At 48.3% G+C, this 24,973-nt stretch carries 20 protein-coding genes; 10 read left to right on the plus strand and 10 right to left on the minus strand.

Annotated elements, in window-relative coordinates; all coding sequences use genetic code 11:
• The first annotated feature begins 17 nt into the window (after positions 1-17).
• The 3 genes from AKN87_RS09180 to AKN87_RS09190 are packed head-to-tail and all read left to right on the plus strand — an operon-like array spanning position 18 to position 3,375.
• Positions 18-1,973 (plus strand): LTA synthase family protein, encoded by a 1,956-nt coding sequence (locus AKN87_RS09180; RefSeq protein ID WP_053103234.1) that lies wholly within the window; start codon positions 18-20, stop codon positions 1,971-1,973.
• A complete protein-coding gene (locus AKN87_RS09185; RefSeq protein WP_053103667.1) occupies positions 1,973-2,701 on the plus strand; it encodes a phosphatase PAP2 family protein in 729 nt (242 codons plus the stop codon). The genes AKN87_RS09180 and AKN87_RS09185 overlap by 1 nt, the downstream gene beginning before the upstream one ends.
• Entirely contained in the window at positions 2,689-3,375 is a 687-nt protein-coding gene (locus AKN87_RS09190) for a dual specificity protein phosphatase family protein (protein WP_053103235.1), read from the plus strand. Before AKN87_RS09185 ends, AKN87_RS09190 begins: the two co-directional genes overlap by 13 nt.
• A 324-nt stretch (positions 3,376-3,699) precedes the next feature.
• On the opposite strand, the gene AKN87_RS09195 is transcribed toward AKN87_RS09190, so the two are convergent.
• Positions 3,700-6,057, minus strand: a complete 2,358-nt coding sequence (locus AKN87_RS09195) for a penicillin acylase family protein (protein WP_053103236.1) — start codon at positions 6,055-6,057, stop codon at positions 3,700-3,702.
• A gap of 341 nt (positions 6,058-6,398) precedes the next feature.
• Here AKN87_RS09195 and AKN87_RS09200 point away from each other — a divergent pair, with 341 nt between their 5' ends.
• Positions 6,399-7,412 (plus strand): helix-turn-helix transcriptional regulator, encoded by a 1,014-nt coding sequence (locus tag AKN87_RS09200; RefSeq protein WP_053103237.1) that lies wholly within the window; start codon positions 6,399-6,401, stop codon positions 7,410-7,412.
• 62 nt (positions 7,413-7,474) lie between these two features.
• A complete protein-coding gene (locus tag AKN87_RS09205; protein WP_053103238.1) occupies positions 7,475-7,861 on the plus strand; it encodes an MliC family protein in 387 nt (128 codons plus the stop codon).
• Positions 7,862-7,914: 53 nt separating this feature from the next.
• Here the strand turns inward: AKN87_RS09205 and AKN87_RS09210 are convergent, their stop codons facing one another.
• From AKN87_RS09210 to AKN87_RS09245, 8 genes are all read right to left on the minus strand, one after another.
• A complete protein-coding gene (locus AKN87_RS09210; protein ID WP_053103239.1) occupies positions 7,915-8,703 on the minus strand; it encodes a TatD family hydrolase in 789 nt (262 codons plus the stop codon).
• Positions 8,704-8,771: 68 nt separating this feature from the next.
• Complete coding sequence (locus AKN87_RS09215; protein WP_053100856.1) at positions 8,772-10,355, minus strand: peptide chain release factor 3; 1,584 nt, start codon at positions 10,353-10,355, stop codon at positions 8,772-8,774.
• A gap of 112 nt (positions 10,356-10,467) precedes the next feature.
• The gene (locus tag AKN87_RS09220) at positions 10,468-10,974 is read right to left on the minus strand and encodes a YgjP-like metallopeptidase domain-containing protein (protein WP_053103240.1); all 507 of its coding nucleotides are present in this window, start codon (positions 10,972-10,974) and stop codon (positions 10,468-10,470) included.
• A 140-nt stretch (positions 10,975-11,114) separates the two neighbouring features.
• Positions 11,115-11,537 (minus strand): Hsp20/alpha crystallin family protein, encoded by a 423-nt coding sequence (locus AKN87_RS09225; RefSeq protein ID WP_053103241.1) that lies wholly within the window; start codon positions 11,535-11,537, stop codon positions 11,115-11,117.
• Between the two features lie 180 nt (positions 11,538-11,717).
• Positions 11,718-13,784, minus strand: a complete 2,067-nt coding sequence (locus AKN87_RS09230; RefSeq protein ID WP_053103242.1) for a TonB-dependent receptor — start codon at positions 13,782-13,784, stop codon at positions 11,718-11,720.
• A 217-nt stretch (positions 13,785-14,001) separates the two neighbouring features.
• Complete coding sequence (locus AKN87_RS09235) at positions 14,002-15,297, minus strand: sulfate adenylyltransferase subunit 1 (RefSeq protein ID WP_053100860.1); 1,296 nt, start codon at positions 15,295-15,297, stop codon at positions 14,002-14,004.
• Positions 15,297-16,202, minus strand: a complete 906-nt coding sequence (cysD, locus tag AKN87_RS09240; RefSeq protein ID WP_053100861.1) for a sulfate adenylyltransferase subunit CysD — start codon at positions 16,200-16,202, stop codon at positions 15,297-15,299. Before cysD ends, AKN87_RS09235 begins: the two co-directional genes overlap by 1 nt.
• A 47-nt stretch (positions 16,203-16,249) precedes the next feature.
• Positions 16,250-16,996, minus strand: a complete 747-nt coding sequence (locus AKN87_RS09245) for a phosphoadenylyl-sulfate reductase (RefSeq protein ID WP_231692600.1) — start codon at positions 16,994-16,996, stop codon at positions 16,250-16,252.
• A gap of 259 nt (positions 16,997-17,255) precedes the next feature.
• On the opposite strand from AKN87_RS09245, the gene cysG reads away from it, so the two are divergent.
• Complete coding sequence (gene cysG / locus AKN87_RS09250; RefSeq protein WP_053103243.1) at positions 17,256-18,668, plus strand: siroheme synthase CysG; 1,413 nt, start codon at positions 17,256-17,258, stop codon at positions 18,666-18,668.
• Positions 18,669-18,697: 29 nt separating this feature from the next.
• On the opposite strand, the gene pdxR is transcribed toward cysG, so the two are convergent.
• Complete coding sequence (pdxR, locus tag AKN87_RS09255; RefSeq protein ID WP_053103244.1) at positions 18,698-20,194, minus strand: MocR-like pyridoxine biosynthesis transcription factor PdxR; 1,497 nt, start codon at positions 20,192-20,194, stop codon at positions 18,698-18,700.
• Between the two features lie 116 nt (positions 20,195-20,310).
• Here pdxR and serC point away from each other — a divergent pair, with 116 nt between their 5' ends.
• Genes serC through glyA form a run of 4 tightly spaced genes read left to right on the plus strand, consistent with a single transcriptional unit; the run spans position 20,311 to position 24,735 of the window.
• A complete protein-coding gene (gene serC, locus AKN87_RS09260; RefSeq protein ID WP_053103245.1) occupies positions 20,311-21,426 on the plus strand; it encodes a 3-phosphoserine/phosphohydroxythreonine transaminase in 1,116 nt (371 codons plus the stop codon).
• Positions 21,427-21,480: 54 nt separating this feature from the next.
• Positions 21,481-22,275, plus strand: coding sequence for a YggS family pyridoxal phosphate-dependent enzyme (locus AKN87_RS09265; protein ID WP_053103246.1), 795 nt, complete (start codon positions 21,481-21,483; stop codon positions 22,273-22,275).
• Positions 22,276-22,277: 2 nt separating this feature from the next.
• Positions 22,278-23,441 (plus strand): aspartate aminotransferase family protein, encoded by a 1,164-nt coding sequence (locus AKN87_RS09270; protein ID WP_053103247.1) that lies wholly within the window; start codon positions 22,278-22,280, stop codon positions 23,439-23,441.
• A 19-nt stretch (positions 23,442-23,460) separates the two neighbouring features.
• A complete protein-coding gene (gene glyA / locus AKN87_RS09275) occupies positions 23,461-24,735 on the plus strand; it encodes a serine hydroxymethyltransferase (protein ID WP_053103248.1) in 1,275 nt (424 codons plus the stop codon).
• Positions 24,736-24,973 lie beyond the last annotated feature (238 nt).

Below are 24,973 nucleotides of genomic sequence, written 5' to 3' on the forward strand. Positions count from 1 at the left end.
GAGCAGGAACTGCACCTATGTTACGACCTTATATTTCTCGATGGCGATATTTTTCTCTGTGGCTCGGAAGTTGGCTACTGATCTTTTTCCTGACTCGTCTTGGGCTTTGGCTCAGTCATTGGCCTGAAACCGCCGCCAGTGTTGGTCAAGGGCTGCAACTGTTGCTTACTGGTGGCGCTTATGATTTAGGTTTTTTAGCCTTTGCTGGTGTGCCTTTAGCCTGTTATGTGGCGCTATGCCCTAATGCCCTATGGCAACAGCGCTGGCATCAGCATGGCCTACAGTTAGTGCTTGGCTTGTTGCTGTTGGTGATGGGGTTTGTCGCCGTGGCCGAGTGGTTATTCTGGGATGAGTTTGGCGTGCGCTTTAATTTTATTGCCGTGGACTACTTGGTGTACTCCAAGGAAGTGATCGACAACATTTTGCAGTCGTATCCTGTGTTTGAGTTATTAGCGGTGCTCGCCTTAGCGGCAGCCAGTGTCACCTTTTGCTTGAGCCAAACAGCGTGGCAACCCGTGCCCGTAGACTCTATAGCACCGACCCCGATAGCAGCACGTTATTTAGGCTTAGCTGCTTGGGGGGTATTGGCGCTTAGTGTGGCCGGCTTAATGGATCAAACTTTTCCCCGTAGCCAAGCTGGTAATAGCTATCAGCGTGAACTAGCGGCCAACGGCCCTTACCAGTTTTTTGCGGCCTTTCGCAATAACGAACTGGATTATTTAAGCTTTTACGCCAGCTTAGCCGATCAGCCAACCGCGCAGTTATTACGCAGCGAAGTAACCGAAAGCCATGCTCAGTTTTTAGCTACACCAGCGAACAGTATTCGCCGCCAAATAACCCAGTCGGGGCCAGCTAAACCACTGAATGTGGTGTTAGTCACTATTGAAAGCTTATCGGCTAAATACTTGGGTAGTTTTGGCGATAACCGCGGCCTTACCCCTAACTTAGATCAGTTACGTCAGCACAGCTTAAGCTTTAGTCAGATGTATGCCACCGGTACCCGTACCGACCGTGGGCTAGAAGCCATCACCCTGTCGATTCCGCCAACGCCTGGGCGTTCGATTGTGAAACGCCTTGGCCGTGAGACCGGCTATGCCAGTCTTGGCCAGCAATTAGCTAATCAGGGCTATGACGCAGTGTTTGTCTATGGCGGACGCGGTTATTTCGACAATATGAATGCGTTTTTTAGTGGTAATGGCTATCGCATTGTTGATCAGTCCAGCGTGCCGGATGCTGAGCTTAGCTTTACCAATGCCTGGGGCATGGCCGATGAGGACTTGTATCGTCAAGCAGTGAAACTGGCCGATGCCGACTTTGCCAAGCAACAACCCTTTTTCTTGCAGTTAATGACGACCTCTAATCATCGGCCCTATACCTTTCCCCAGGGGCGCATTGATCTAGCCTCTGGCAGTGGTCGCGAAGCAGCGGTGAAGTACACCGATTACGCCATTGGTCAATTTTTAGCCGTCGCTAAAACCAAACCTTGGTTTGACGATACTATCTTTGTGTTTGTCGCCGATCACACGGCAGGCAGTGCCGGTAAAGAAGACTTACCGATTGCCAACTACCATATTCCGCTCTTTATCTACAGTCCCCAGCATATTCCAGCGCAAGCAATCGAGTTAGTCACCAGTCAGATTGATTTAGCCCCGACCTTATTGGGCTTGCTTAATGTGTCCTATGAGTCGACCTTTTTTGGCCGTGATGTATTGCGAGCCGAAGCTCAGCACAAAGGCCGCGCACTGATTGCTAACTATCAACACTTAGGTTTATTTGATGGGCAAGACGTAGCGATTTTAAGTCCGCGCAAACAAATGCGCCGTCATGATCATGCGCTACAAGATAGTCAAGAGCGTAGCGCCACCCGTGAAGATAGCTTGATTCAACGTGCGATTAGTTATTACCAAGGGGCCAGTGCGCATTTTCAGCAGGGCTGGTTAGGCTGGAAAGCAGCGCAAGGAGTACAGCCATGATGCGCTACTCCTCACCACTGCATAAAGGATGGCTAGTGGGTTTGCCCTTGCTATTAATGTTAGGGCTGGCGATTTTTGAGCCAGACACTTTAGACCTAGCATTAGCACGCCTGATGTATCAGCCAGAGACAGGCTTTATTGGGCGGCACAGCCATTTTTTAGAAGATGTTTTGCATGATAAAGCCAAGCAATTAGTGATTATTATTGGTTTTATTGCGTTGTTCTTGGCGATTGGCGCATGGCTAACTAAGCCCTTAGCTAAGTACCGCGCAGGGCTTAGCTATTTGGTGTTAAGTCTGGCGTTGTCTACCAGTTTAGTTACCCCGTTAAAAGCCTTAACTCAGGTGCATTGTCCTTGGAGCTTAGCGGAGTTTGGCGGTAGCCAAGCGTATTCCAGCGTATTTTCAGCGCGTCCTGCCACAGATAAGCCGGGACGCTGTTGGCCCGGTGGGCATGCGTCGGCTGGTTTTTCGTTGTTGGCCTTGTTCTTTTTTTGGCGTGATCGGCGTCCGCGCGTGGCAAAAGCCGCACTGCTATTTTCCCTAACATTGGGCTGTGTTTTTTCTCTGGGGCGTATGCTGCAAGGGGCGCACTTTTTTTCCCATAATCTATGGACGCTACTCATCGACTGGGAGATCAGCGCCACCCTGTATCTGTTACTGCTGTACCGTCCTCGCCCCGGTACAGATAACGCAGCAGCCAAGGAGGGCGCGCTATGCCAGCCTTAACCCCTGCTCGAGTCAGTCTTAGCATTATTTTAGCTGCGGTCTTGGCTCTGGGTACGCTGAATCTAGCGAAGCAGCCCTTAGCCCAAGCCAAGCGGGAGCCTATGCCTGTGACTCAGCTTGAGCGTCCAACGAATTGGGCGCAGCCGATAGTAGCCACACAGTCTGCCCCCTTCTTGCTGCATCAAATGCAACCTCAGTTGTATCGCAGTGCGCTACCCAGTGCCGAAGCGGTGCCGCAGTTACAAGCGCTGGGCATTACCACGGTGATTAACTTTTATCAAAAGCCCGATACACAGTGGTTGAGTGATCCAGCGATTGAACAAATACATCTGCCATTACGCACTAACCGTATTGATGATCAAGATGTACTGCAAGTGCTGCAGGCGATTGAGCAAGCCGAGCAGCAAGGCAAGGTATTGATTCACTGCAAGCATGGACAAAATCGCACGGGACTAATCGCAGCGATGTATCGCATGGTGTATCAAGGCTGGAGTAAAGCTCAAGCGCTAGCTGAGATGCAGCAAGGATTTGGCGGTGAAGCCCGCATGGAAGACGCTACCCGCTATATTCAACAGGTAGATGTGGCAGCGATTCGTTATGCCTTAGCCAATGGCCATTGCAGCACGCAAAAGTGGCATTTTTGCCAGATATCCCAATGGTGGCGTGATTATTAATTTAATTGGAGGTGCAAGTTGATTAAATATGAGATTTAGCTATTTAACGAATGTTAACGTGTATTTATTATTTATTATTTATTATTTATTATTTATTATTTATTATTTATTAAAGATTAAAGATTAAAGATTAAAGATTAAAGATTAAAGATTAAAGATTAAAGTTAAAAGTTAAAAGTTAAAAGTTAAAAGTTAAAAGTTAAAAGTTAAAAGTTAAAAGTTAAAAGTTAAAAGTTAAAAGTTAAAAGTTAAAAGTTAAAAGTTAAAAGTTAAAATAGGTTGCGCCAGTTGTTGTATGTAATAACTGGCGCTTGGTTTAGTGGTTTATTTAGGAGTTAATTTAAGTGACGAAGCCGTTTGTTGTTTAATTAACTCAGGAGATAAATACTGTTTTTGATAAATACCTAATGTATGGTCTTGGGCTTGGTCTGCATAATGTTTATCAAAAAATACGCCACTTTGCCCAGTGGGAATAATGCCTAATGAATAATCGGTATTAGCAAAGTCAATAATCCGTCGCGTAGAAGGACCATAACTAACGGGCCAAGGCGCAATACTGCGGGCAGCAGAAAAGTTATTGGGCAGCTCGTGTCCACCTGGCGCGGCAAACTCGCCAATATTAAGCAAAAAATCCAAAGGGGCGACCTGACCTAAGGGGTGTTTGTGGGTAATACGGTGGGCTTGTCCCCAATGCCAGTCTTGCCACTGCTCGCCATACAGTTCGCTTAAGTGCGCCCAACTGGCTTGCCATGCGGCTGCGACTGCAGCTTGCCGCCCTTGGGCATCACGCCACCAAAGTGATTGCTGGCGCTGGGCCAGTTCAGGTAAGGCATAATCGATAATTCGCGTGTGCACCAAGGCGTGATACAGCTCCTCACCAATGTTAGGCTGCACCACGTTTTGCATCAGCTGCATGCTAAATTCACTAAACAGAGTAGGTAGCGCACTGTCTAGCGGATAGTCGCCGTGCCAGTTCAGTAACGCTGCCACTGCCTGCTGTTGCGCATCGGTTTGCGCGGCCTGTTGTAACTCAGCAGCTAAGGCCTGCAGCACCTTAGGCGCATAATCTGATTGGGCATCTAGCTGCAGCGCTTGCATATCGCTGGCTTGCCAAGGGCTAATGTTTGCCTGTAGCAAGTCCCAGAGCCGTTGGCCACGCTCGGGCGGGTTGTAATAGCCAGGAATACTAATGCCTTTAGGCGAAGCAGTGCGGTAGTTGGCGGACAAAATTTTGCCGTTTACCGGATTTTCTAGCTGCGGATTGTAGCTAAAGTCATAAAAGCCTAACTTTTGTGCCTGCCCTTGGTTGGCCTGCAATACTAAGTTAGGGTTCACTCCCTCTGGCCTAATCGGCAACTTAGCTGCGGCCCACCAAGCAATATCACCTTCGGCGTTGGCCCAGACAATATTTAATCCTGGTGCATGAATTTTTTGCACCGCCTCCCGCGCCGCTTCTAGATGATCCGCGCGATTGAGCAGATAAAACGCATCCAGTAAGGGGTTTTCAGTTTCTAAAAATGCCCACCATAGCGCGATTGGCTGGCTCACTGGTCCTTCCACAATATCGGTAATAATCGGGCCATTGGGCGAGCGCGAAAGGGTTAACGCCACCGGCTCAGCGCCTTTAACTTTAATGAGCTCGGTGTGCTGTTCTAGCTCGACCCATTGCTGCTTATGCCAAACTTGCTGCGGATTGTCCGGATTGAGCTGCTCGGCAATTAAATCCACATCATCATTTTGGAACATCGTAATGCTCCAAGCGAAGTTTTGATTATGCCCTAGCAACGCAAAGGGATTGAGCGCCATAAAATGTCCATACAGTTCAAAATCTGGGCTATTTAGGTGTGCCTCATACCAAACTGCTGGGGTCGAAAAAGTAATGTGTGGATCACCCGCCAAAATAGGTAGGCCGCTTGCAGTATGGGCACCAGAAACGGCCCACGCATTACTGCCTTCAAATTGCGGAAGACCAGCATCTAATAAAGCACTATGGGATAAGCGGGCAACCTGTTGTAGCGCTTGCAAGGAGTCTTGTGGCAGTTGGCTTACTGCGCCAGTGCTTGGGCTATCGAGGGGAAAAATATCCAAATAATCATTGCCCAGCTCTTGCTGAATAAAGCTTAGCACCGGCTCGGTGCGAAAAGCTGCGGCAAAGCTGTAGGCCAAATAGCCGGCAATCGCCACCGTGTCTTCTGGGGTAAAAGGACGCGGCTGAATGCCCAGTAAATCGTACTCAACTGGTGCAGGACCTGTTGCTTGGTAGTGGTTGACGCCAGCTAAATAGGCTTGCATTGCGGCTAATGCGGGGCTATCGGCAGGGATATTCGCGATATACTGCCGTGCGTGTTCGGCCAGCCGTAGGGTACGAAACAGCTTATCAATGTTAACTAAATCTTCACCCAGCACTTCGGCTAGCTCGCCGTTTGCTAGGCGGCGCATAATTTCCATTTGAAATAACCGATCTTGGGCATGCACAAATCCAAGTGCACGGTACATATCGGTTTGGTTCTCGGCATAAATATGCGGCACCCCGCGCTCATCATAATGCACCTGAACTTCAGCACTTAGCCCAGACAAAGCAAGACTGCCGCTGCGCTTGGGCAGTTTGTAATACAAATAGCCCGCGCCTAAGGCTACCAGTAACAAAGGCACCGCTAACATCACCGCCAATAACCGTCTCATCTGCACGACCTTCCCAGCAAAGATTCTAAAGTGACCAAAGCATGGCAATTCGTTCTGTATGAGGCAAGGGTTCTAGATAGAAAGGATGAGGCGTACCAGCTGCTATATTTGCTGTTACAGTCGCTAAACGAGTGAATTAGATGCAGGCTAAAGCAAGCATTGATTTTCATAAGCCAGTTCTAAATGACGATGATCAAGAATAATGGTTTGCATGATTAGATACCCTAGCGTGCATTATTTAATCTAAGTTACTTATAACATCCGCTGAATAGATAAAAACTAAGCTTATGTTGAAGCAACGATAGAACACTTACTAATTATTAAGAGTTGGATTTAGCACCATGTCAGGCACTAAAGATACGCTGTTACGGCAATTAACTTTGTTGCGTTTAATTCCGGAGGCGCCGCGTTTTACTAGCACTGCAGTGTTGCAAGAAAAGCTACAAGAGCGGGGCTTTGAGGTAACGCTGCGTAGTGTGCAGCGTGATTTAGTGCGATTGTCTGGGCCTTTTCAGTTAACCACCGAAAAGCGTAATGGGCGTAATGCGTGGAGCTTTATTGCCGGTGGCACGGTGGATTTGCGTGATATAGAGTCGCCAACGGCCTTGGCTTTGGCGCTGGCTGAAGAACACTTGCAAAACTTATTGCCGCAAAGTGTGCTGGACTTAATGGCGCCGCAGTTTAGTCGGGCGTGGTCGTACATTAATAGCATGAGTAAAAACCACCTATCGCATTGGTCGCGTTCAGTGCGGGCGATACCGAACGGTAAATGTTTGCTGCCAGCAGAAGTCAGTGCTGAGGTGTGGGCGGCGGTATCGAATGCGTTGCTGGAGCGTAAGCAAATACAGGTTAGTTACTTAGGGCGTAATAAAACCCAGCCCAGTCAGTTTGTCTTGCATCCTGCGGGGGTTGTCTCAAGGCATGCTATCAGCTACTTAATTGCCAGCGTTAATGAGTACACTGATCTACGCCAATTTGCCTTGCATCGAATTCAGGCCGCTACTGTATTGGAGCAGCCTGCCAAAGAGCATCCAGAGTTTAATATTGATCACTACATTCGTGATGAGCTGAACAGCGCTGCGCCTATTCAGCAGGTAACACTGGAGGCGATTGTTTCGGCTGATATGGCCTGGGTGTTAAAAAAAACCCCGCTGGCTGAGCAACAACAGCTGACGCCTATGGCCCATAGTGAGGATTATCGTTTAGTTGCTACTGTGCCCGATGACAGTGAAACCCTATGGTGGGTATTTGGCTTGGGCGAGCATATTCAGGTGCAAGCCCCCACGCATTGGCGTAAGGCCATCACCGAGCGCTTACAAGCTATGCAGCGGCTTTATCCTGAGTCAGCGCAATAAAATAATGGAATATTTTGCCGTGTATGCGGTCTGATGCTGCATCTAGTTGGGAGGACATCTTAATGAACACACTTACTCAGTCATTGAAATACTTAGGTTTTGCAACACTGGCGCTAGCGGCTGTGGGCTGTAGCAGTATGGAAAACTCATTTAAAAAGTCAGGCGATACCCTAGAGCGGGTTACCACCGCAGTAGTTGGCAAAATGAGCAGCTACCAGTGCAGCGATAAAAAAACCTATTCGGTGCGCTACTACGATTCAGGTGAATCGAATTTGGCGGAAATTCGTCTACCTAACGGCAAAATTTATACCCTGGCGCAGGTTATCTCTGGCAGTGGTACTAAATATGTTGGCGACATTTATGAATGGTGGAGCAAGGGCGATACCGCTTACTTTACCGACCTAATGGCCAACCCTGATCAGTCCCTTGAGTGCAAGATCAAAAGCTAAGTCTGTTAGTGGACTAAACTTAAGCCGATTTCAGTCAACTGAGATCGGCTTTTTTATTGCGCCGCTGTTAGCTGAAAAAGCTGGTGAAAGTTTTGGCTAGAATGCTTGGCCAGTTGCTCAGGGGATACCTGTAAGATTTGGGCTACCTGCTGGCAGATTTGCAGCAGGTTTTCTGGGCTGTTGCGCTGATTAGCTGTAAAACTTGGCGCCATATCGGGGCTGTCGGTTTCCAGCAGCAGGCTGTCTAGCGGCAGTTGCTGCAAGGTACGCTGTAAGCGGGTGGCATTTGGCCAGGTATAAGCGCCGCCAATGCCTAGGTAAAACCCCAGCTTAATGTATTCTTTGGCCTGTTCTGGGCTGCCATTAAAAGCATGAATTATTCCACCGCGCGGCAGTTTAAAGCGTTTTAGGGTAGCGATGGTTGGGTCGTGAGCTTTGCGCACATGAATAATGGCTGGCAAATTAAACTCATGAGCTAGCGCTAGTTGTTGCTCAAAAAAGTAGTGTTGTTGGCTTCGATCAAGTTCTGGCAACTGAAAATCTAAGCCGATTTCACCCACTGCAACCAGTTGTGGGTTATTGGCCTGGCTGCTGAGTTGTTCGGCTAGCTGTTGAAGGTGCAGGGCCTGGTGCTCGGCTAAAAAATACGGGTGTAAACCCAGCGCGCCGTAGAGATTAGGAAACTCTTTAAGAGTAGCAAGCAGGCGCTGCCAGGTCGCCTGAGTAGTGCCTGCCAGCAGCATGTGACTCACACCCAGAGCTTGACTACGCTGAATCACTTGGGCGCGATCATGATCAAACTCAGGGAAGTCAAGGTGGCAATGGGAGTCAATCAGCTGCATGGTGGCTCCTTAGTGTACTCAGCTAAGCGTTGCGCCTAGCTGAGTCAGCGAGCTGGCGGCCGCGAAAGTTAGTGGTGCTCGCGAGTGGCTAAGAATTTAATATCGGGCCAACGCTCTTCCATTAAACTCAGGTTAACTCGGGTAGGGGCAAGGTAGGTGAGGTGACCGCCGCCATCAATTGATAAATTGTCGTAGGCTTTATCTTTAAACTCATCCAGCTTTTTCGCGTTATCACATTCAATCCAACGCGCCGACCAAACGTTAACTGATTCGTAAATACAGTCGACTTTGTATTCTTCTTTTAAGCGGCTAGCCACCACATCAAATTGCAGCACGCCGATGGCACCCAAAATAATATCGTTATTGTGCTGGGGGAAGAATACCTGGGTGGCGCCTTCTTCAGCTAACTCCTGCAAACCTTGGCGTAACTGTTTGGACTTGAGCGGATCTTTTAGGCGCACACGGCGGAATAATTCTGGCGCAAAGTGCGGGATGCCCATAAAGGTCATACTTTCACCGGCGGTAAAGGTATCGCCAATTTGAATTGTACCGTGGTTGTGTAGGCCAATAATATCGCCGGCATAAGCTTCTTCTAGACGCTCACGATCACTTGAGAAAAAGGTAAGCGCATCGGCAATTTTAATGTCTTTGTTAATCCGTACGTGGCGCATTTTCATGCCTTGCTCGTACTTACCTGAACATACCCGCATAAAGGCAATCCGGTCGCGGTGGCGTGGATCCATATTGGCCTGAATTTTAAACACGAAACCACTAAAAGTTTCTTCGCTAGGCTGCACCGCACGCACTTCAGTGTCGCGCGATTGGGGTTGTGGCGCCCAATTAACAAAGGCATCTAGCACATGATCAACCCCAAAGTTGCCAAGTGCGGTACCAAAGAACACTGGGGTCATTTTACCGGCTAAGAACAGTTCATGATCAAACTCATGGCAGGCGCCCTGTACCAGCTCTAATTCTTCGATGAAATCATCGTACAGGTCACCAATTAGCGCCCTGGCTTCGGGGCTATCGAGGCCTTGAATCACTTTGGCTTCGGTACGCTCATGGCCATGTCCTGGACTATATACATAGATACAGTCATCAGTTAGATGATACACCCCTTTAAATTCACGATAAGAACCAATCGGCCAGGTAATGGGCGCGGCTTGAATATTGAGCACTTCTTCGATTTCATCCAGTAGCTCAATGGGATCACGAATATCACGGTCGAGTTTGTTCACAAAACTAATGATCGGCGTATCGCGTAGGCGACAGACGTTCATTAAGGCGATAGTACGAGGCTCTACCCCTTTACCGCCGTCAATCATCATCAGGGCGCTATCGACCGCGGTTAGGGTGCGGTAAGTATCTTCCGAGAAGTCTTCGTGACCTGGGGTATCGAGCAGGTTAATCATGTGCTCGCGGTAAGGAAACTGCATCACCGAGGTGGTAATTGAAATACCCCGTTGCTTTTCCATTTCCATCCAGTCTGAGGTGGCATGGCGATCGGACTTACGGGATTTAACCGTGCCCGCTACCGAAATGGCTTGCCCCATTAACAGTAGGCGCTCGGTAATGGTGGTTTTACCCGCATCCGGGTGCGAGATAATAGCGAAAGTACGGCGTTTTGCGACTTCGGCAGCTTGCTTGCTCATGCTTAATAGCGCCTCAATGAAAGAATTAAAATGGGTGCAAGTATAACAAAAAAAGCGCTCGATATTTGAGCGCTTCGTGGTTAAACGCTTTGCTTAGGGATTAGTCAGCTGGCTAAGTATGTTGTAGTTGTGCAGTGAGATAAACTCGAAAATCAAACTCTACCTGATGGTAATTGGGCATCATAAACTCACAGAGCTGGTAGAAGCTTTTGTTGTGTGCACTTTCTCGTAAGTGAGCAAGCTCGTGTACCACAATCATGTTTAAAAATGCGCTATCGGCCTGTTTGAATAGATGAGAAACTCGAATTTCTTTTTTTACTTTAAGCTTATTACCTTGCACCCTAGCATATGAGGTATGGAGCCCTAAGGCGTGGTGAATCACATCGAGTTTGCTGTCATAGAGTGCTTTTGCAATGGGCGGCGCTGATTTTAAGTGGGTGTTTTTCAGGTGCTGGATGTAATGATAAAGCGCTTTATCATTAGTGTGATTGTGTGGGGTTTGATACCTAGCCTGTAAATACGCATTGAGCTTTTGCTGATTCCAGAGTTGCTCTACTTGCTGTTGCAGTGCCAGTGGGTAATGTTGAATATAACGATTAGAAAAAGCAGAAACATTCATAACGCCATTAGCCGATATTTGAGGATGTGATGCGCATTATAGGCAACAAAGCAATTAGCAGTAGACGTTTTAGCTGGCATGACTGTCAGGCTGCTGACGGATTAGCAACCTGACAGTTAAGGCGTGATTTACTTAAGACATTACTTGATAGTAAGTTTGCGGCTATTTTCAGCGGGTTTACGTTTTGGTAAGACTAAGTGTAATACCCCATCGTTATATTCTGCCTGCGCCTGTTCTAGGTCAATTTCAGTCGGTAATTCAAAGCGCCGTGACACGCTACCGTAATAGCGCTCGCTGCGTAAGCGTCGACTGTCTTCGCCGGTAGCATTTTTTTGCATGATTTCTGCTTTAATGCTGACTACCGCGCCATCAATATCTACGTGGATATCTTCTTTTTTTACGCCAGGTAGTTCGGCCTGAATATGATAAGTATCGTTAATTTCTTCAATATCAACTTTAATGCTTTGGGGTAAAGCTTCGCCATGTAAGGGCTTAATATAATAACCGCCTAAGTTATCTAGCAGTTCATCAAATAGACGGTTACGTGTAGGAAACATACTCATCGTTTACCTCCTATGGTTTGCTTATACCTTATATATTGGGATGGCATCGATTTAATTCAAGGGTTGTAATAAATCAGCCCCTGCATGACAAATTTAGCCGATAAAAAAAGCCACCGCGAAGCAGTGGCTAAATTGACTGTAGAGCTATTTAAGAAACAAAGAAGCTGAAAAGGGTAACTATTAAAGGGTAACTTTAACTCCTACGGTTAGATTACGACCGGGTAATTGCACGCGGTCTTTGATGAATGACGTATGTTCGCGGGCTTTAACATTAAGCAAGTTATCACCGCGTAAATACAGCTGATAGTCGCTTTGTGCATTGAGTGCTCCTTGATAGCTAATACCGGCACCTAATAAGTTATAGCCCGAGGTTTTGCTTTCAAAATCGGCTAAGCGGTTTTGTTGCTGTACGCGAAATAGCTCTGCAGAGGCTTGAATGTTATCGGCAAATTGTTGCTCAACCTTGATCCCGAAGCGATCGGCTGGAATCCGTGCGAGATTACCTTGTTTATTACGCAGCTTGCCGCGCACATGATCACCTTGGACCGAGACCGCTAAGCCACGGGCTAATTGATAACGAGCTTGACCTTCTAAACCACGAAAGACAGCATCTTGTTGACGATACTCGAGGACGCGATAGCCAGATCCTGGACGCTCGCCAGTATCGGCACCATGGATATAGTCGTTAATGCGATTTTGATAGGCGGTTAAATTGAAAGTTAGCGGGCCGTTAATTTTTTTCACGGAAAGCTCGATATTATGTGAAGTTTCTTTGTTCAGTTTAGGGTTGCCAATTTCGACGGTACGGCTAGCGGCGTGAGGGCCAAAGGCATAGAGTTCTTCAGCCACTGGTAAGCGCTGTGAGCGTGACCAAGAAATAGCGGCATTGTAGTCAGGGTGAAACTGCCAAACGCTGCCTAAAGAGAACGAAGTGCCTTGATGGCTGCGATCAGGTTGCTGACTTTTGGCATCAATCGATTGCCATTCATGGCGCAGGCCTAGCTCGTAGCGCCAGTTTTGCCATTGGTACTCTTCGAGTAAAAACAGGGCGTGGTTCTTGGTTAATGTTTTGGGTACATAAGCCTCTTCGCCGCTGGCTTTAAAGTTACGCCGGCTTAACTGTCCACCAAATACCCCTTTCCAACCCCACAGTGGTTCGTGCGTGAGTTCTAAGCGGCTATCCCAGGCACGGCTATCGAAGGCTGTACTGACTTCGTGGCCTTCAATTTCATCATGTTGATAATCGCTATGGCTAGCGCGAAAGCGTAATTGTTCAATCCCAGCAAAGGGCTGTTCGTAGTCTGAACGTAAATCCCAGCGTTTTTGCACCATATCAATATAAGGCACGCCGTGCTCATCATGTTCGTCGTGTCCGTGTCCGTGTCCGTGTCCGTGTCCGTGAGAGCCACAGTGCCAGTGCAAACTGCTGCCTTGGCCATGGGTATGGCAATGCCCGTGCTCATGTGCCAGTAAACCGTAGGTGTTGGCTTGGCGACTGTAGGCGATGCCGGTGTAGCCTGTATCGGTGATCCAGCTTAAGCCAAGGCTGGCGCTGTCGGTATCGTTGTAAGAGCCGGTTTGTTTTTTAGCGCGGCTGCCATCTTCATGACCGGCTAGGCGATAAGCATTGGCATTGCGCTTTAACCCTTCGACACGTAGCGCAAAAGGCCCCATGCCTAAGGTGGCACCAGCCGCGGCGGTATTACTTTTGGCTACGTTGTTGGCTTGCCACTCCAGATCAACGGCGTGACCATTTTCTGGTAAATACTCAGGAATTTTACTGTCGAGCACGTTGACTACGCCGCCAATAGCACCACCGCCATAAAGTAAGGTGGCTGGTCCTTTGAGTACTTCAATCTGTTGGCTGAGCATAGGCTCTAAAGTGACTGCATGATCAGGGCTTAACGTTGAAGCATCGAGACTGCTCACACCGTTGGATAAGACTTTTACCCGGGCGCCATCCATACCACGAATCACCGGGCGACTAGCGCCTGCACCAAAGGAACTGCCGCGAACTCCTGGCAGTTGCTCAATGGTTTCACCTAAGGTGGCTTTACGTTGCAGTAATAAATCTTCTGTGGTTAAGACTTCAGCAGCGCTGGTCATAGCATTAGGTGAGCTGGCTAGGGGACTGGCGCTAACTACGGTGGTGGGCAATTGCAGCACAGGATCAGCCGCTAGCGCGTGAGTTGATAAGCTAATACTCACCGCTAACAGGGTTAAAGAAGTAGGAGAAGGGCGTTGCATGGTGACTAACCTCGGATCAGAGAATTATCAAAAACGCAGCCATTTTAGTGTTATAACGTAACAAATCAACAAAAAGTTATAATATTGCATTTTGTGCTGGGGTAACGTGCAACAGATTGAGGGCCTGAGGGTGATGCAGAGGGTGGTACAGGTGGGAATTAACAAGCGGGCTCGCGACTAATTCATAGAGTTAACCGCGAGCGCAGGATTGGCCGTGTTATTGCAGCATGCCTGCAGCCACGGTTTGATTAGAAGAAGGATCAATCAAAATAAAAGCACCAATGGCTTTTTGTTGTTGATAAGGCACATGAATGAGGGGATCGCGGGCGAGTAAGCTAATGCGGGCAATGTCATTCATCTCCAGAGTGGCTTTGTCTTGATTAGGTTCTAGGGTTGCGATATCTCGCACATGGTGAATTTGTGTCAGTTTAGTTTGGGTTAGGCGGGTACCTTGTTTTAGCCAATAGGTGCGAGCGAGATTCACTGGGGTCGTATCAAGCCAGCAAATATCTGCCTCTAGCTTGCGCTCTAACGGCACCTGAACTTCAGCCTGGGTAATTAAATCACCCCGCGAAATATCAATATTTTCTTGCAGCTCTAAAGTAATCGCATCGCCAGCCTGCACCTCGCTCACAGCTTGGCCTGAGCGATACAGTTGTTTAATGGTGGCTTGCACTTGGCTAGGCCAGACGCTAATGCTGTCGCCTACTTTAAGCTGGCCTTCTAATAATTGGCCGGCATAACCACGGAAGGCATCTTGGGCTTGGCCATTATGCCGAATCACCCACTGCACGTAGAGCTTAGCATTGGCCGCAAGCGGTTGCGTATTGGTAGGTAAGGTTTCTAATAGATGCAACAAAGTCGGACCGTTATACCATGGGGTGTGGGCGCTGGCAGTGCTAATGTTATCGCCAGTTAAGGCTGCGACCGGAATGATATGAAACTGCTCAATGCCCACTTGCTGCGCCAGTTCCTGATAGGCCTGTTGAATTTGCACAAACACCTGTTGATCCCAGTTAACTAAATCCATTTTATTGACTGCGACGATAATGTGCTCGATACCCAGCAACTGTGCAATCACTGAGTGACGGCGGGTTTGGGTAAGCAATTGGCCATGTTTGATCTTACTGGCATCAATTAAAATAATCGCTGCTTGCGCAGTCGAGGCACCGGTGATCATATTGCGGGTGTACTGCTCATGGCCTGGGGCATCAGCAACAATAAATTTGCGTTTGGGGGTGGCAAAGTAGCGATAGGCCACATCAATGGTAATGCCTTGCTCCCGCTCTGCTTCTAAGCCATCGGTTAATAGGGCTAGGTCGGGTTGATCCTGCTCGGTGCGCTTATATTTGGAGCGATTAATCGCCGCCAGTTGATCAATAAAAACACCTTTGGTATCAAACAATAGGCGACCAATCAGGGTAGATTTGCCATCATCCACTGAGCCTGCAGTAATAAAGCGCAGTACATCGGTTTGTTGGCTGTTGAGCCAGTTTAAATCCTGTGTAGTCATTAGAAATACCCCTGACGTTTACGGTGTTCCATGGAGGCTTCCGAGCTTTGATCATCCATCCGTGTGGCGCCTCGCTCGGTTAAGGTGGCAATGGCGGTTTCTTGAATAATTTCCAGAGGATTACTGGCTAACGACTCAACAGGGCAGGTGCAGGAAATATCGCCCACGGTGCGAAAACGCACATCCACTACTTCGATTATTTCGCCTTCTTTAGGCGGGGTGAGCGCGGTATTGGGCACCAATAAGCCGTCGCGGCGCACCACCTCACGTTTGTGGCTGTAATAAATCGGTGGCAGAGCAATTTGCTCACGTTCGATGTATTGCCAGACATCCATTTCAGTCCAGTTAGAAATCGGGAACGCCCGCAGGTTTTCGCCTGGATGGATTCGGGTATTAAACAGGTGCCAGAGCTCGGGACGCTGATTTTTAGGATCCCACTGGCCAAAGGCATCACGAAACGAGACAAAGCGCTCTTTGGCCCTTGCTTTTTCTTCATCACGGCGGGCGCCACCAATGCAGGCGTCAAAGCCAAATTCCTCGATGGCCTCCAGCAAAGTCACCGCTTGCGCGCCGTTGCGCGAAGCATTGGCGTGGTGCAGGGTGACGGTTCCCCGCGCGATCGAGTCTTCAACTGAACGGACAATTAATTGTTCACCGAGCTGGGCGACGTATTGATCACGAAACTCGATGACCTCAGGATAGTTATGGCCGGTATCAATATGCATCAAAGGAAAAGGAAATTTACCTGGACGAAAAGCTTTTTCGGCCAGTTTAAGCAGTACGGCTGAATCCTTGCCACCAGAGAATAATAAAACGGGGCGTTGGCATTCTGCCGCAATTTCACGCAACACATAGATGGCTTCTGCTTCTAGCCAATCTAGATGGGAGTTTGCAACTGTGCTCATGGTGATTCCTATCAATAAAAATTAAGCATTGGCAGCGGGCAAGGCCATTAATGCTGAGAGTGTTCTAAATTGGTGGCGTGTAAACCACACTCAACGGTATCGCGCTGCTCCCACCACCAGCGGCCAGCGCGCAGGTCTTCATCGGGTTTAATGGCGCGGGTACAGGGTTCGCAGCCAATCGATGGGTAACCCTGATCATGCAGAGGGTTGTAGGGGATTTGCTGGTGGCGAATCGCAGTCCAGATATCGGCAAACGACCAATCACGTAGCGGATTAAATTTAATTAAGCCAAACACCTCATCCTGCTCTTGAAAATCCAAGTGAGCGCGGGTTACGGCTTGGTCTTTACGCTGCCCAGTAATCCAGGCCGAAAACTGCGGTAAAAATGCTTGTAAGGGCGCAACCTTGCGAATCGTGCAGCAGGCTTTACGCAGCGCTAAACTCTCATAGAAAGCAAAAGCGCCATGGGTTTTTACATGTGCTTCAACCTGCTCGGGATCAGGATGTAAAACCATCAGTGAGGTGCCGTAGCGTTGCTCAATGGTGTCAATTAACTGCAAAGTAGCACTATGTAAACGACCCGTATCGATCACAAAGCTGGTAATGCTGAGCTCAGGATTAGTTTGTTTAAGCATGCTTAAGGCATGCTGTAACACCATATCTTCAGCGCCTAAAGAATTAGCAAAAGCAGTAGTCGGCGAGTGCTGCGCAATCTGGTGTAAGTCATCTAGCAGCTGCGCCCAACGGGCGGGATAGCTATCAGTCGACTGAGTAGGAATTATCTGCGTCATCATCTGCCCTCCAAATAATGAATTTGCTAAAAAAGCCTGAAATCAATGATTAATTAAGGCCACTGGTTATGGCTTATTAAAAATTAGCAAACAACCCATGGGCTTAGCTAAGACCATAAATTTATATGGTTAGAGAGGCATATCGATATAGCTAAACGCTGGTTGTTGCCGTGGCTGGCGCTTTATAAAGTAGCGATCTAACAGGTAGGCCATTAATAACCCAAACACTGGTTACCTTTCACTTGCTAGCTGAAGAATGATCATGACTGACACTGCGTTATTTCCTTTATTTGCCAACTTAGCTAAGCGTCCAGTACTGGTCGTGGGGGCGGGTGAAATTGCCGAGCGTAAAATCCACTTATTACTTAAAAGTCAGGCGTTGATTACAGTGGTGGCCCATCACGCCAGTGAGCAAGTGCAGCGCTGGCATGCGGCTCAGCAAATCACTTGGTTGCAACGCGATTATAAAGCGAGAGACTTAGATCAAGTGTATTTAGCTGTGGCGGCGACCAATAACCGCAGTCTTAACGCACAAATTGCCGATGATGCAGAGGCGCGTTTTCGCTTAGTTAATGTGGTGGATGATGCTGAATTATCCAGTTATCAGGTTCCTGCGATTGTTGATCGGGCGCCCTTAACGATTGCCATTTCTTCCGCTGGGGCTGCGCCGATGATGGCGCGTTATGTGCGCGCTAAGTTGGAAACATTATTGGATGAGTCTTTGGCTGACATTACTCAGTTACTGCAGCAGTATCGCCAGGCAATTCAGCAACAGTTTCCAGAGCTAGAAGCACGCCGTGCTTTTTATGATTGGGTGATTGACGGACCAGTGGCGCAAGCAGTGCAGGCCGCGCAGTGGAACACCGCTTGCCAGCGTTTAGAGGCGGCTTTGCAGCAGCCACGACTGCCTAGTACAGGGCAGGTGATTTTAGTCGGGGCAGGTTCAGGTGATCCTGGTTTATTGACCTTGCATGGATTGCGCGCACTGAATCAGGCGGATGTGATTTTGTATGATCGCTTGGTGAGTGATGAAATTTTAGAGCTAGCTCGGCGTGATGCTACCCAAGTTTATGTCGGAAAAAAGGTAGGTGAAGATCACCACGCGACCCAAGCCCGAATACATCAGTTGATGCTGGATTATGTGGCCCAAGGTTTAACCGTGGTGCGGCTGAAAGGGGGCGATGCCTTTGTTTTTGGTCGTGGCGGCGAAGAGCTGAGCGTACTAAGAGCGCATCAGGTGCCGTATCGGGTAGTCCCTGGAATTACCGCTGCCTTGGCCTGCGGTGCTTACAGTGGGATTCCTTTAACCCACCGTGAATATGCCCAAGGCGTGCAGTTAATTACTGGGCATCAACAGGCAAATAGTCAGCCAGTGAGTTTGGTCAGCAGTTCTGAGGATCAAACGCTGGTGGTATACATGGGATTACAGCAGATTGTAGCTTTTAGCCAACGTTTGCTAGCCGAAGGTCGTGCCGCCGAGACAAGCTGTGCCTTGATTGAAAATGGTTCGCGGCCAAATCAACGGGTGTTATTGGGAGAGTTAGCGCAGATCCCCCAGCTGGCTACAGAACATGCCTTTAAAGCGCCTTCATTATTGGTGGTCGGCGACGTTGCGGCATTGGCGGCAGAATTGCATTGGTTTGGAGAGCTAATAGTTGTTGATTCAGTATGCTAGCCACCGTTCTACAGGATTTTGAGTATCAGCTATATTTCTGCAGAATGGACAATATCTGCAAATATTGTTTTAAGGGCTTGAACAGCAAGGTATATTTCGTTTGTGGTGTAGGCGGCGAAGCCGAGTAGGAAGCCGGATTTTTGATCGTGATTGAGGTAAAGCGAGGAGAGTTTGGTGAGTTCGATGCGTTGTTGTTTAGCTAAGGCAATCACTTGATCTTCGTCGATTGGCAAGCGTAATTCACAAAAGATTTGCATACCACCGAGTGGATTGGATGGAATCAGATATTCGCTTAATTCGCTGGCTAAACATTGTTGTAAATAGGCTAAACGCTTAGCGTAGACTAAGCGCATTTGCCGAATATAAGCACCAAAATGTCCATTTTCGATAAAGCGTGCCAAGGTTAGTTGGCTGATGGTGGCGTTGTGTCCGTCTTGCAGGGTACGTGCGGTGGTCATTGGTAATACTAAGCTTGGTGGCAAAATCATGTAACCAATGCGTAGCCCTGGAAACAGCGATTTAGTGAAGGTACCGATATAAATGGTACGCTGATAGCTATCTAATCCCTGTACGCAAGCTGTTGGCTTGCTGGCATAGTGAAATTCGCTGTCGTAATCGTCCTCTATAATCCACGCCTGCTGTTGCTGCGCCCATTCGATCAGCGCTAAACGACGTTCCAAGGATAAAGTAACACCTGTTGGATATTGGTGTGAGGGCGTCAGAAATACCGCTTTCGCGCCTTTGCCTTGGTTGGCAAATAACTCGGCTTGAATTCCTTGCTGATCGACACTGATCGGGCAGATAGTGACCCCAGCGCTGTTAAACGCACTGCGCGCGCCTTGGTACATGGGGTTTTCCATAATAATTTTATCGCCTGCATCTAGCAATAGTTGTGCACACAAACTAATCGCTTGTTGTGAACTGGTCAGAATCAGCACGCGTTCAGCGCTGGCGTGCGCGCCGCGTTCTAGATTGACGTAATCAGCAATCACTTGGCGCAAGGCTAATATGCCTTGCGAATCGCAGCGCTGTAATGCTTGAAAACTATGTTCCTTGATCACCTGACGCTCTAAGCGTGCCCACAATGACAGTGGAAATAAGCGAGTTTCTGGAACACCAGGGGCAAAGGGTTTGGGCACCAATACTTCACGCAATCCTCGATCGGCAATCATCAGTTGTCCGCGTTGGCTGAGCTTGGAGGGATTGGGAGTTTGATTAGTCAGGCTGCGGCTTTTTTGGGGTTTATTCAGTGCTGGAACAGGCGCGACAAAACTGCCGCTGCCCATGCGTCGTTCTATATAGCCTTCGGCATGCAGCAAACTGTAGGCATTTTCTACTGTATCGCGAGATACCGATAAGGATTTTGCCAGGGCTCGAGTGGCAGGTAAGGCTTTATTGGCGGCAAGGCTGCCATCGACGATTAGCTGTCTTAATGCCCGTTGAATGCGTAAATATAAGGGATATTTGGCGTAATCGGGATGATTGAGCCAAGTTTTAACTGTTTCTAGCTGGGCGTGCTTAATCAAAAGTGGTCTGCCTTATTGTTGCTAAATGGCTGGTCTAATCACTCCAATGTAGAGGTATAAATTCGCTTCTGTCAATGCCGCTGGGTATTGCTCTGTGTTTGTATGGAGTAGTGGAAATGTTAACAACTAATCGCCCATTTAATTTTTCAGCTGGCCCCGGAACCATGCCGCAAGCGGTATTGGATCAGATTGCCGCGGATTTGCCGTGCTGGCAAGGACAGGGTTTGAGCGTAATGGAAATAAGTCACCGCAGTGACCATTTTATGGCGATACAGCAGCAAGCAGAACAGCGCTTACGTACTTTGCTGCAGATTCCGCAGAATTTTAAGGTGTTGTTTTTACAGGGCGGCGGCAGTGGTGCGAATGCAGCGGTAGTGCTCAATTTAGCTAAAAACTTACCCGTTACCATTGCCGTCACCGGACATTGGAGCGAGCGCTCGATACAGGAAGCGGAAAAGTACACTCAAGTGCGTACAGCATTTCAGCCATTAACAGATGGCTACCTAAGTATTCCTGAGTTTGATCAGTGGCAGTTAGATAACTCAAGCGCTTATTTGCATCTATGCAGCAATGAAACAGTAGATGGCGTGGAGTTTTCTGAGTTGCCTGATTTAGCGGCGCTCGGCTTAGATATTCCACTAGTGGTGGATTGCTCATCAGATATTGCGTCACGTGCGATTGATTGGTCACGAGTGGGGGTGGCATTTGCTGGCGCACAAAAGAACCTTGGACCTGCCGGCTTAACCATCTTTATCGTGTGTGAAGATTTATTAGGGCAAGCATTGCCTATCTGCCCAAGCGTTCTGGATTTTACCCTGCAAGCACAGCATGACTCGATGTACAACACACCGCCGACGTGGGCAATTTATGTTGCGGGATTGATGTTTGAGTGGTTGCTGCAGCAACGCGAAGGACAATTACAGGGTGTGGCGGCGATGCAGCAACGTAATCAGCGTAAGGCGCAGCGACTTTATCAAACCCTTGATCAGAGCGGTTTTTATCGCAACTCGGTAGCACCCGCGGTACGTTCGCGCATGAACGTGCCATTTTTCATTCACGATTCAAAGCTTGAACCAATTTTTATTCAGCAAGCGGCTGAACATGGTTTTTTGCAGCTAGCAGGGCATAAATCGTTGGGTGGAATGCGCGCCAGTTTATATAACGCGATGCCCGAACAGGGCGTGATTGAACTTTGCAACTTTATGCAGAATTTTGAGCAACATTATGGCTAGTACCTCTACGTAGGTCTTGCCAAAACAGCGATAAGCACAAGAGGAGAACTCATTATGCCTAATTCAGCGGATACCAGCCACTCGTTACATGGCACCTACGCTAAAGCCAATAGCATCGAGGACTTTGTTAGCAACTTTCGACGAGTTGAACAGCGCATTGTCGAAGCTTGCTTGCGTGTTGGGCGTGATCCTCAAAGCGTGCGCTTATTACCCGTTAGCAAGACCTTTGCTGAAGAAGATTTAAGACTAGCATACGCTGCAGGTTGCCGCGATTTTGGTGAAAACAAAGTACAGGAAGCCCAGCGCAAAGCAGAAAATATGCAAGACCTAGAAGATATTCGTTGGTCGGTGATTGGGCACTTGCAGACTAATAAAGCTAAATATGTGGCGCGCTTTGCTAGCGAGTTTCAGGCGCTAGATAACTTAAAAGTAGCAGCTACCTTAGATAAATGCCTTGCACAGCAAGGGCGCTGTTTAGACGTGTTTGTGCAGGTTAACACCTCAAATGAAGCCAGTAAATACGGCATATCTCCCGAGGAGCTAATTCCTTTTGTGGAGCAGTTACAAGCCTTCAAGCAGCTACGTATCACAGGATTAATGACTTTGGCAATTTTTTCTACCGATGTACAACAAGTACGTGCGTGTTTTCAGCGTTTGCGCGAATTACGTAGTTTGCTCCATCAGCAACTGGCTTCGAGTAGTCAGATTGATCAACTTTCGATGGGCATGTCAGGCGATTTTGAGATTGCTATTGAAGAAGGCGCAACCGTGGTGCGAGTAGGGCAAGCGATCTTTGGCGCGCGTGCAACACCGGATGCTTATTACTGGCCAACTCAAGAGAATAATTAATCATGCAACAGGATTATTTAATGCCCAGTTACCAGCGTCAGCCTGTGAGTTTTGTGCGCGGGCAGGGTATGCAGTTATGGGATCAGCAAGGCAATGTGTATCTGGATGCGATTGCTGGGGTAGCGGTAACTAACTTAGGACATGCACACCCAGAAATCGCCGAAGTAATTAGTCAACAAGCGCGCTGTCTGTTACACACCTCCAACTTATTTGGCATTCAGTGGCAGCAGCAACTCGCGGAAAAGCTGTGTCAGTTGGCACAAATGGATGGGGCTTTTTTTGCCAACTCAGGCGCAGAGGCTAATGAAGCCGCATTAAAAATTGCTCGATTGCATGGTAAACAACTGGGGATTAGCGCCAGTAAAGTGGTAGTGATGGAAAACAGTTTTCACGGGCGCACATTTGCGACCTTGGCAGCCACTGGTAACCCAGCAATTAAGCAAGACTTTACACCGCTTCCAGATGACTTTATTCGGGTGCCTTACAACGATATTGATGCGGTGAAAGTGTTAACTACTCGCACGGATATTGCAGCAGTATTATTGGAACCAGTGCAAGGTGAAGGTGGCGTCAATCCCGTCGAGGCAACCTACCTACAGCAGTTGCGCACAGTGTGTGATCAACAACAGTGGTTGTTGATGCTCGATGAAGTGCAAACCGGACTTGGGCGCACAGGGCAATGGTTTGCTTATCAGCACAGTGACATTGTACCCGATGTTATGACCTTAGCTAAAGCGCTGGGCAATGGCTTGCCAATTGGTGCGTGTTTAGCAAAAGGCGCTGCTGCGCAATTGTTACAAGCGGGTACTCACGCCTCAACGTTTGGCGGTAATCCGCTGGTTTGCCGCACTGCTTGTCAGGTACTGGACATTATCCAGCGTGATCAACTCGTGATTAATGCTCAGCAACGTGGACAGCAATTATTACAACGTCTGCAAGAGCAGCTGGCTGGGCATCCGAACGTAATATCCATCCGTGGAGTTGGGCTAATGCTAGCAATTGAGCTTAATCAAGACGCTAGTCATTTAGTCAGCCAAGCTTTGCAGCAACAACAGCTACTAATCAGCGTGACGCGGCAGAAAAATATTCGCTTATTACCCGCACTAATTTGTGGCGCCGAGCAGATTGAAGAAATTGTTCAGCGCCTAGTCGCTTTATTAAATTAACTTTATGAGGAATATTCCTATGCACTCAACCACGCTTTCTTTAGCCGAGTTTGACCCTTTATTATATGCAGCCGAGCAAGCAGAAAAGCAGCGCCAATTGGAGCACGCTGAGCTAATCGCTTCAGAAAATTATGTTAGCCCACGGGTGATGGCCATCCAGAGCTCGATATTTACGAATAAATATGCCGAAGGTTACCCCGATCGCCGTTATTACAGCGGTTGTGAGCATGTTGATGTAGCAGAAAAACTAGCGATTGCACGAGCTAAAACCTTATTTAATTGCGATTACGTTAACGTACAGCCGCACTCAGGCGCGCAAGCAAATGCGGCAATTTTTCTGGCTTTGGTTCAGCCGGGCGATGTGGTGATGGGCATGAACTTAGCTCAAGGCGGGCATTTAACTCATGGTAATCCTGCTAACTTCTCGGGTCGCCAGTACCAAATTGTTGCCTATGGCGTAGATCCTGAAACTGGTTTAATTGATTATCAACAGATGCGTAACATTGCTTTAGAAACGCGCCCTAAGTTGTTAATTGGCGGATTTTCTGCCTATTCGCGGCATGTGGATTGGGCAAAGATGCGCGAAATTGCCGATGAGGTCGGTGCTTACTTTTGGGCAGATATGGCGCATGTTGCCGGTTTAGTCGCCGCGGGTGTTTATCCTTCGCCACTGCCGCATGCCCACGTAGTTACCAGCACCACCCATAAAACCTTGCGTGGCCCACGTGGTGGTTTGATTCTATCGCAAGGGCAGTCAGCAGAGTTCTATAAAAAACTGGATAGTGCAGTGTTTCCAGGGATTCAGGGCGGACCATTAATGCATGTGATTGCTGCTAAAGCGGTGGCGCTTAAAGAAGCGTTGCAGCCAAGTTTTGTCGGTTATCAGCAACAGGTGGTAAAAAATGCGCAAAGCATGGCAGAAGTATTGCTACGCCGAGGCTTTAAGGTGGTTTCTGGCGGTACCGATAATCACATGCTACTACTAGACTTATCGGCTAAACCTTACACCGGACAAGCGGCTGATTTAGCGTTAAGCCAAGCGGGTATTGTTACCAACAAAAACTCAGTACCGAATGACCCACGTTCGCCGTTTGTAACTTCGGGAGTGCGTTTAGGAACACCAGCGGTAACTACCCGAGGATTTACGCAGACCGAGTGTCAGCAACTAGCGCATTGGATTGCTGATGTGTTGGATGCCTTAGAGCAGCAAACTCTGGGACAGGTTGCACCCTTGGTGGCTCAGCAAGTGACGCAGCTTTGCAGCAACTTTCCACTCTATGCTGATGCCAATTAATTAGGTTGTCTTCTACCTGAGGTAGTGGTGAACGCTTCTAATAAAGCATTACTTGCTCATGTGTCAACTGGGCACGCTGCTGATCCAGCATGCCCAAGGCCGGGATGATTTAAGTGATACCAAGCTGCTTTGTGAAGCCTCGGTGTTCCAGCTGGCTAGAATCAATCTCCGACATAAACGCCAGTTTTTTTACTGGGCTCACTGCGAGGTCAGATTAGTTGGCCTGTGCTAGAAAAAA

This window comes from Thiopseudomonas alkaliphila (assembly GCF_001267175.1).
Classification (GTDB): Bacteria; Pseudomonadota; Gammaproteobacteria; order Pseudomonadales; family Pseudomonadaceae; genus Oblitimonas; species Oblitimonas alkaliphila.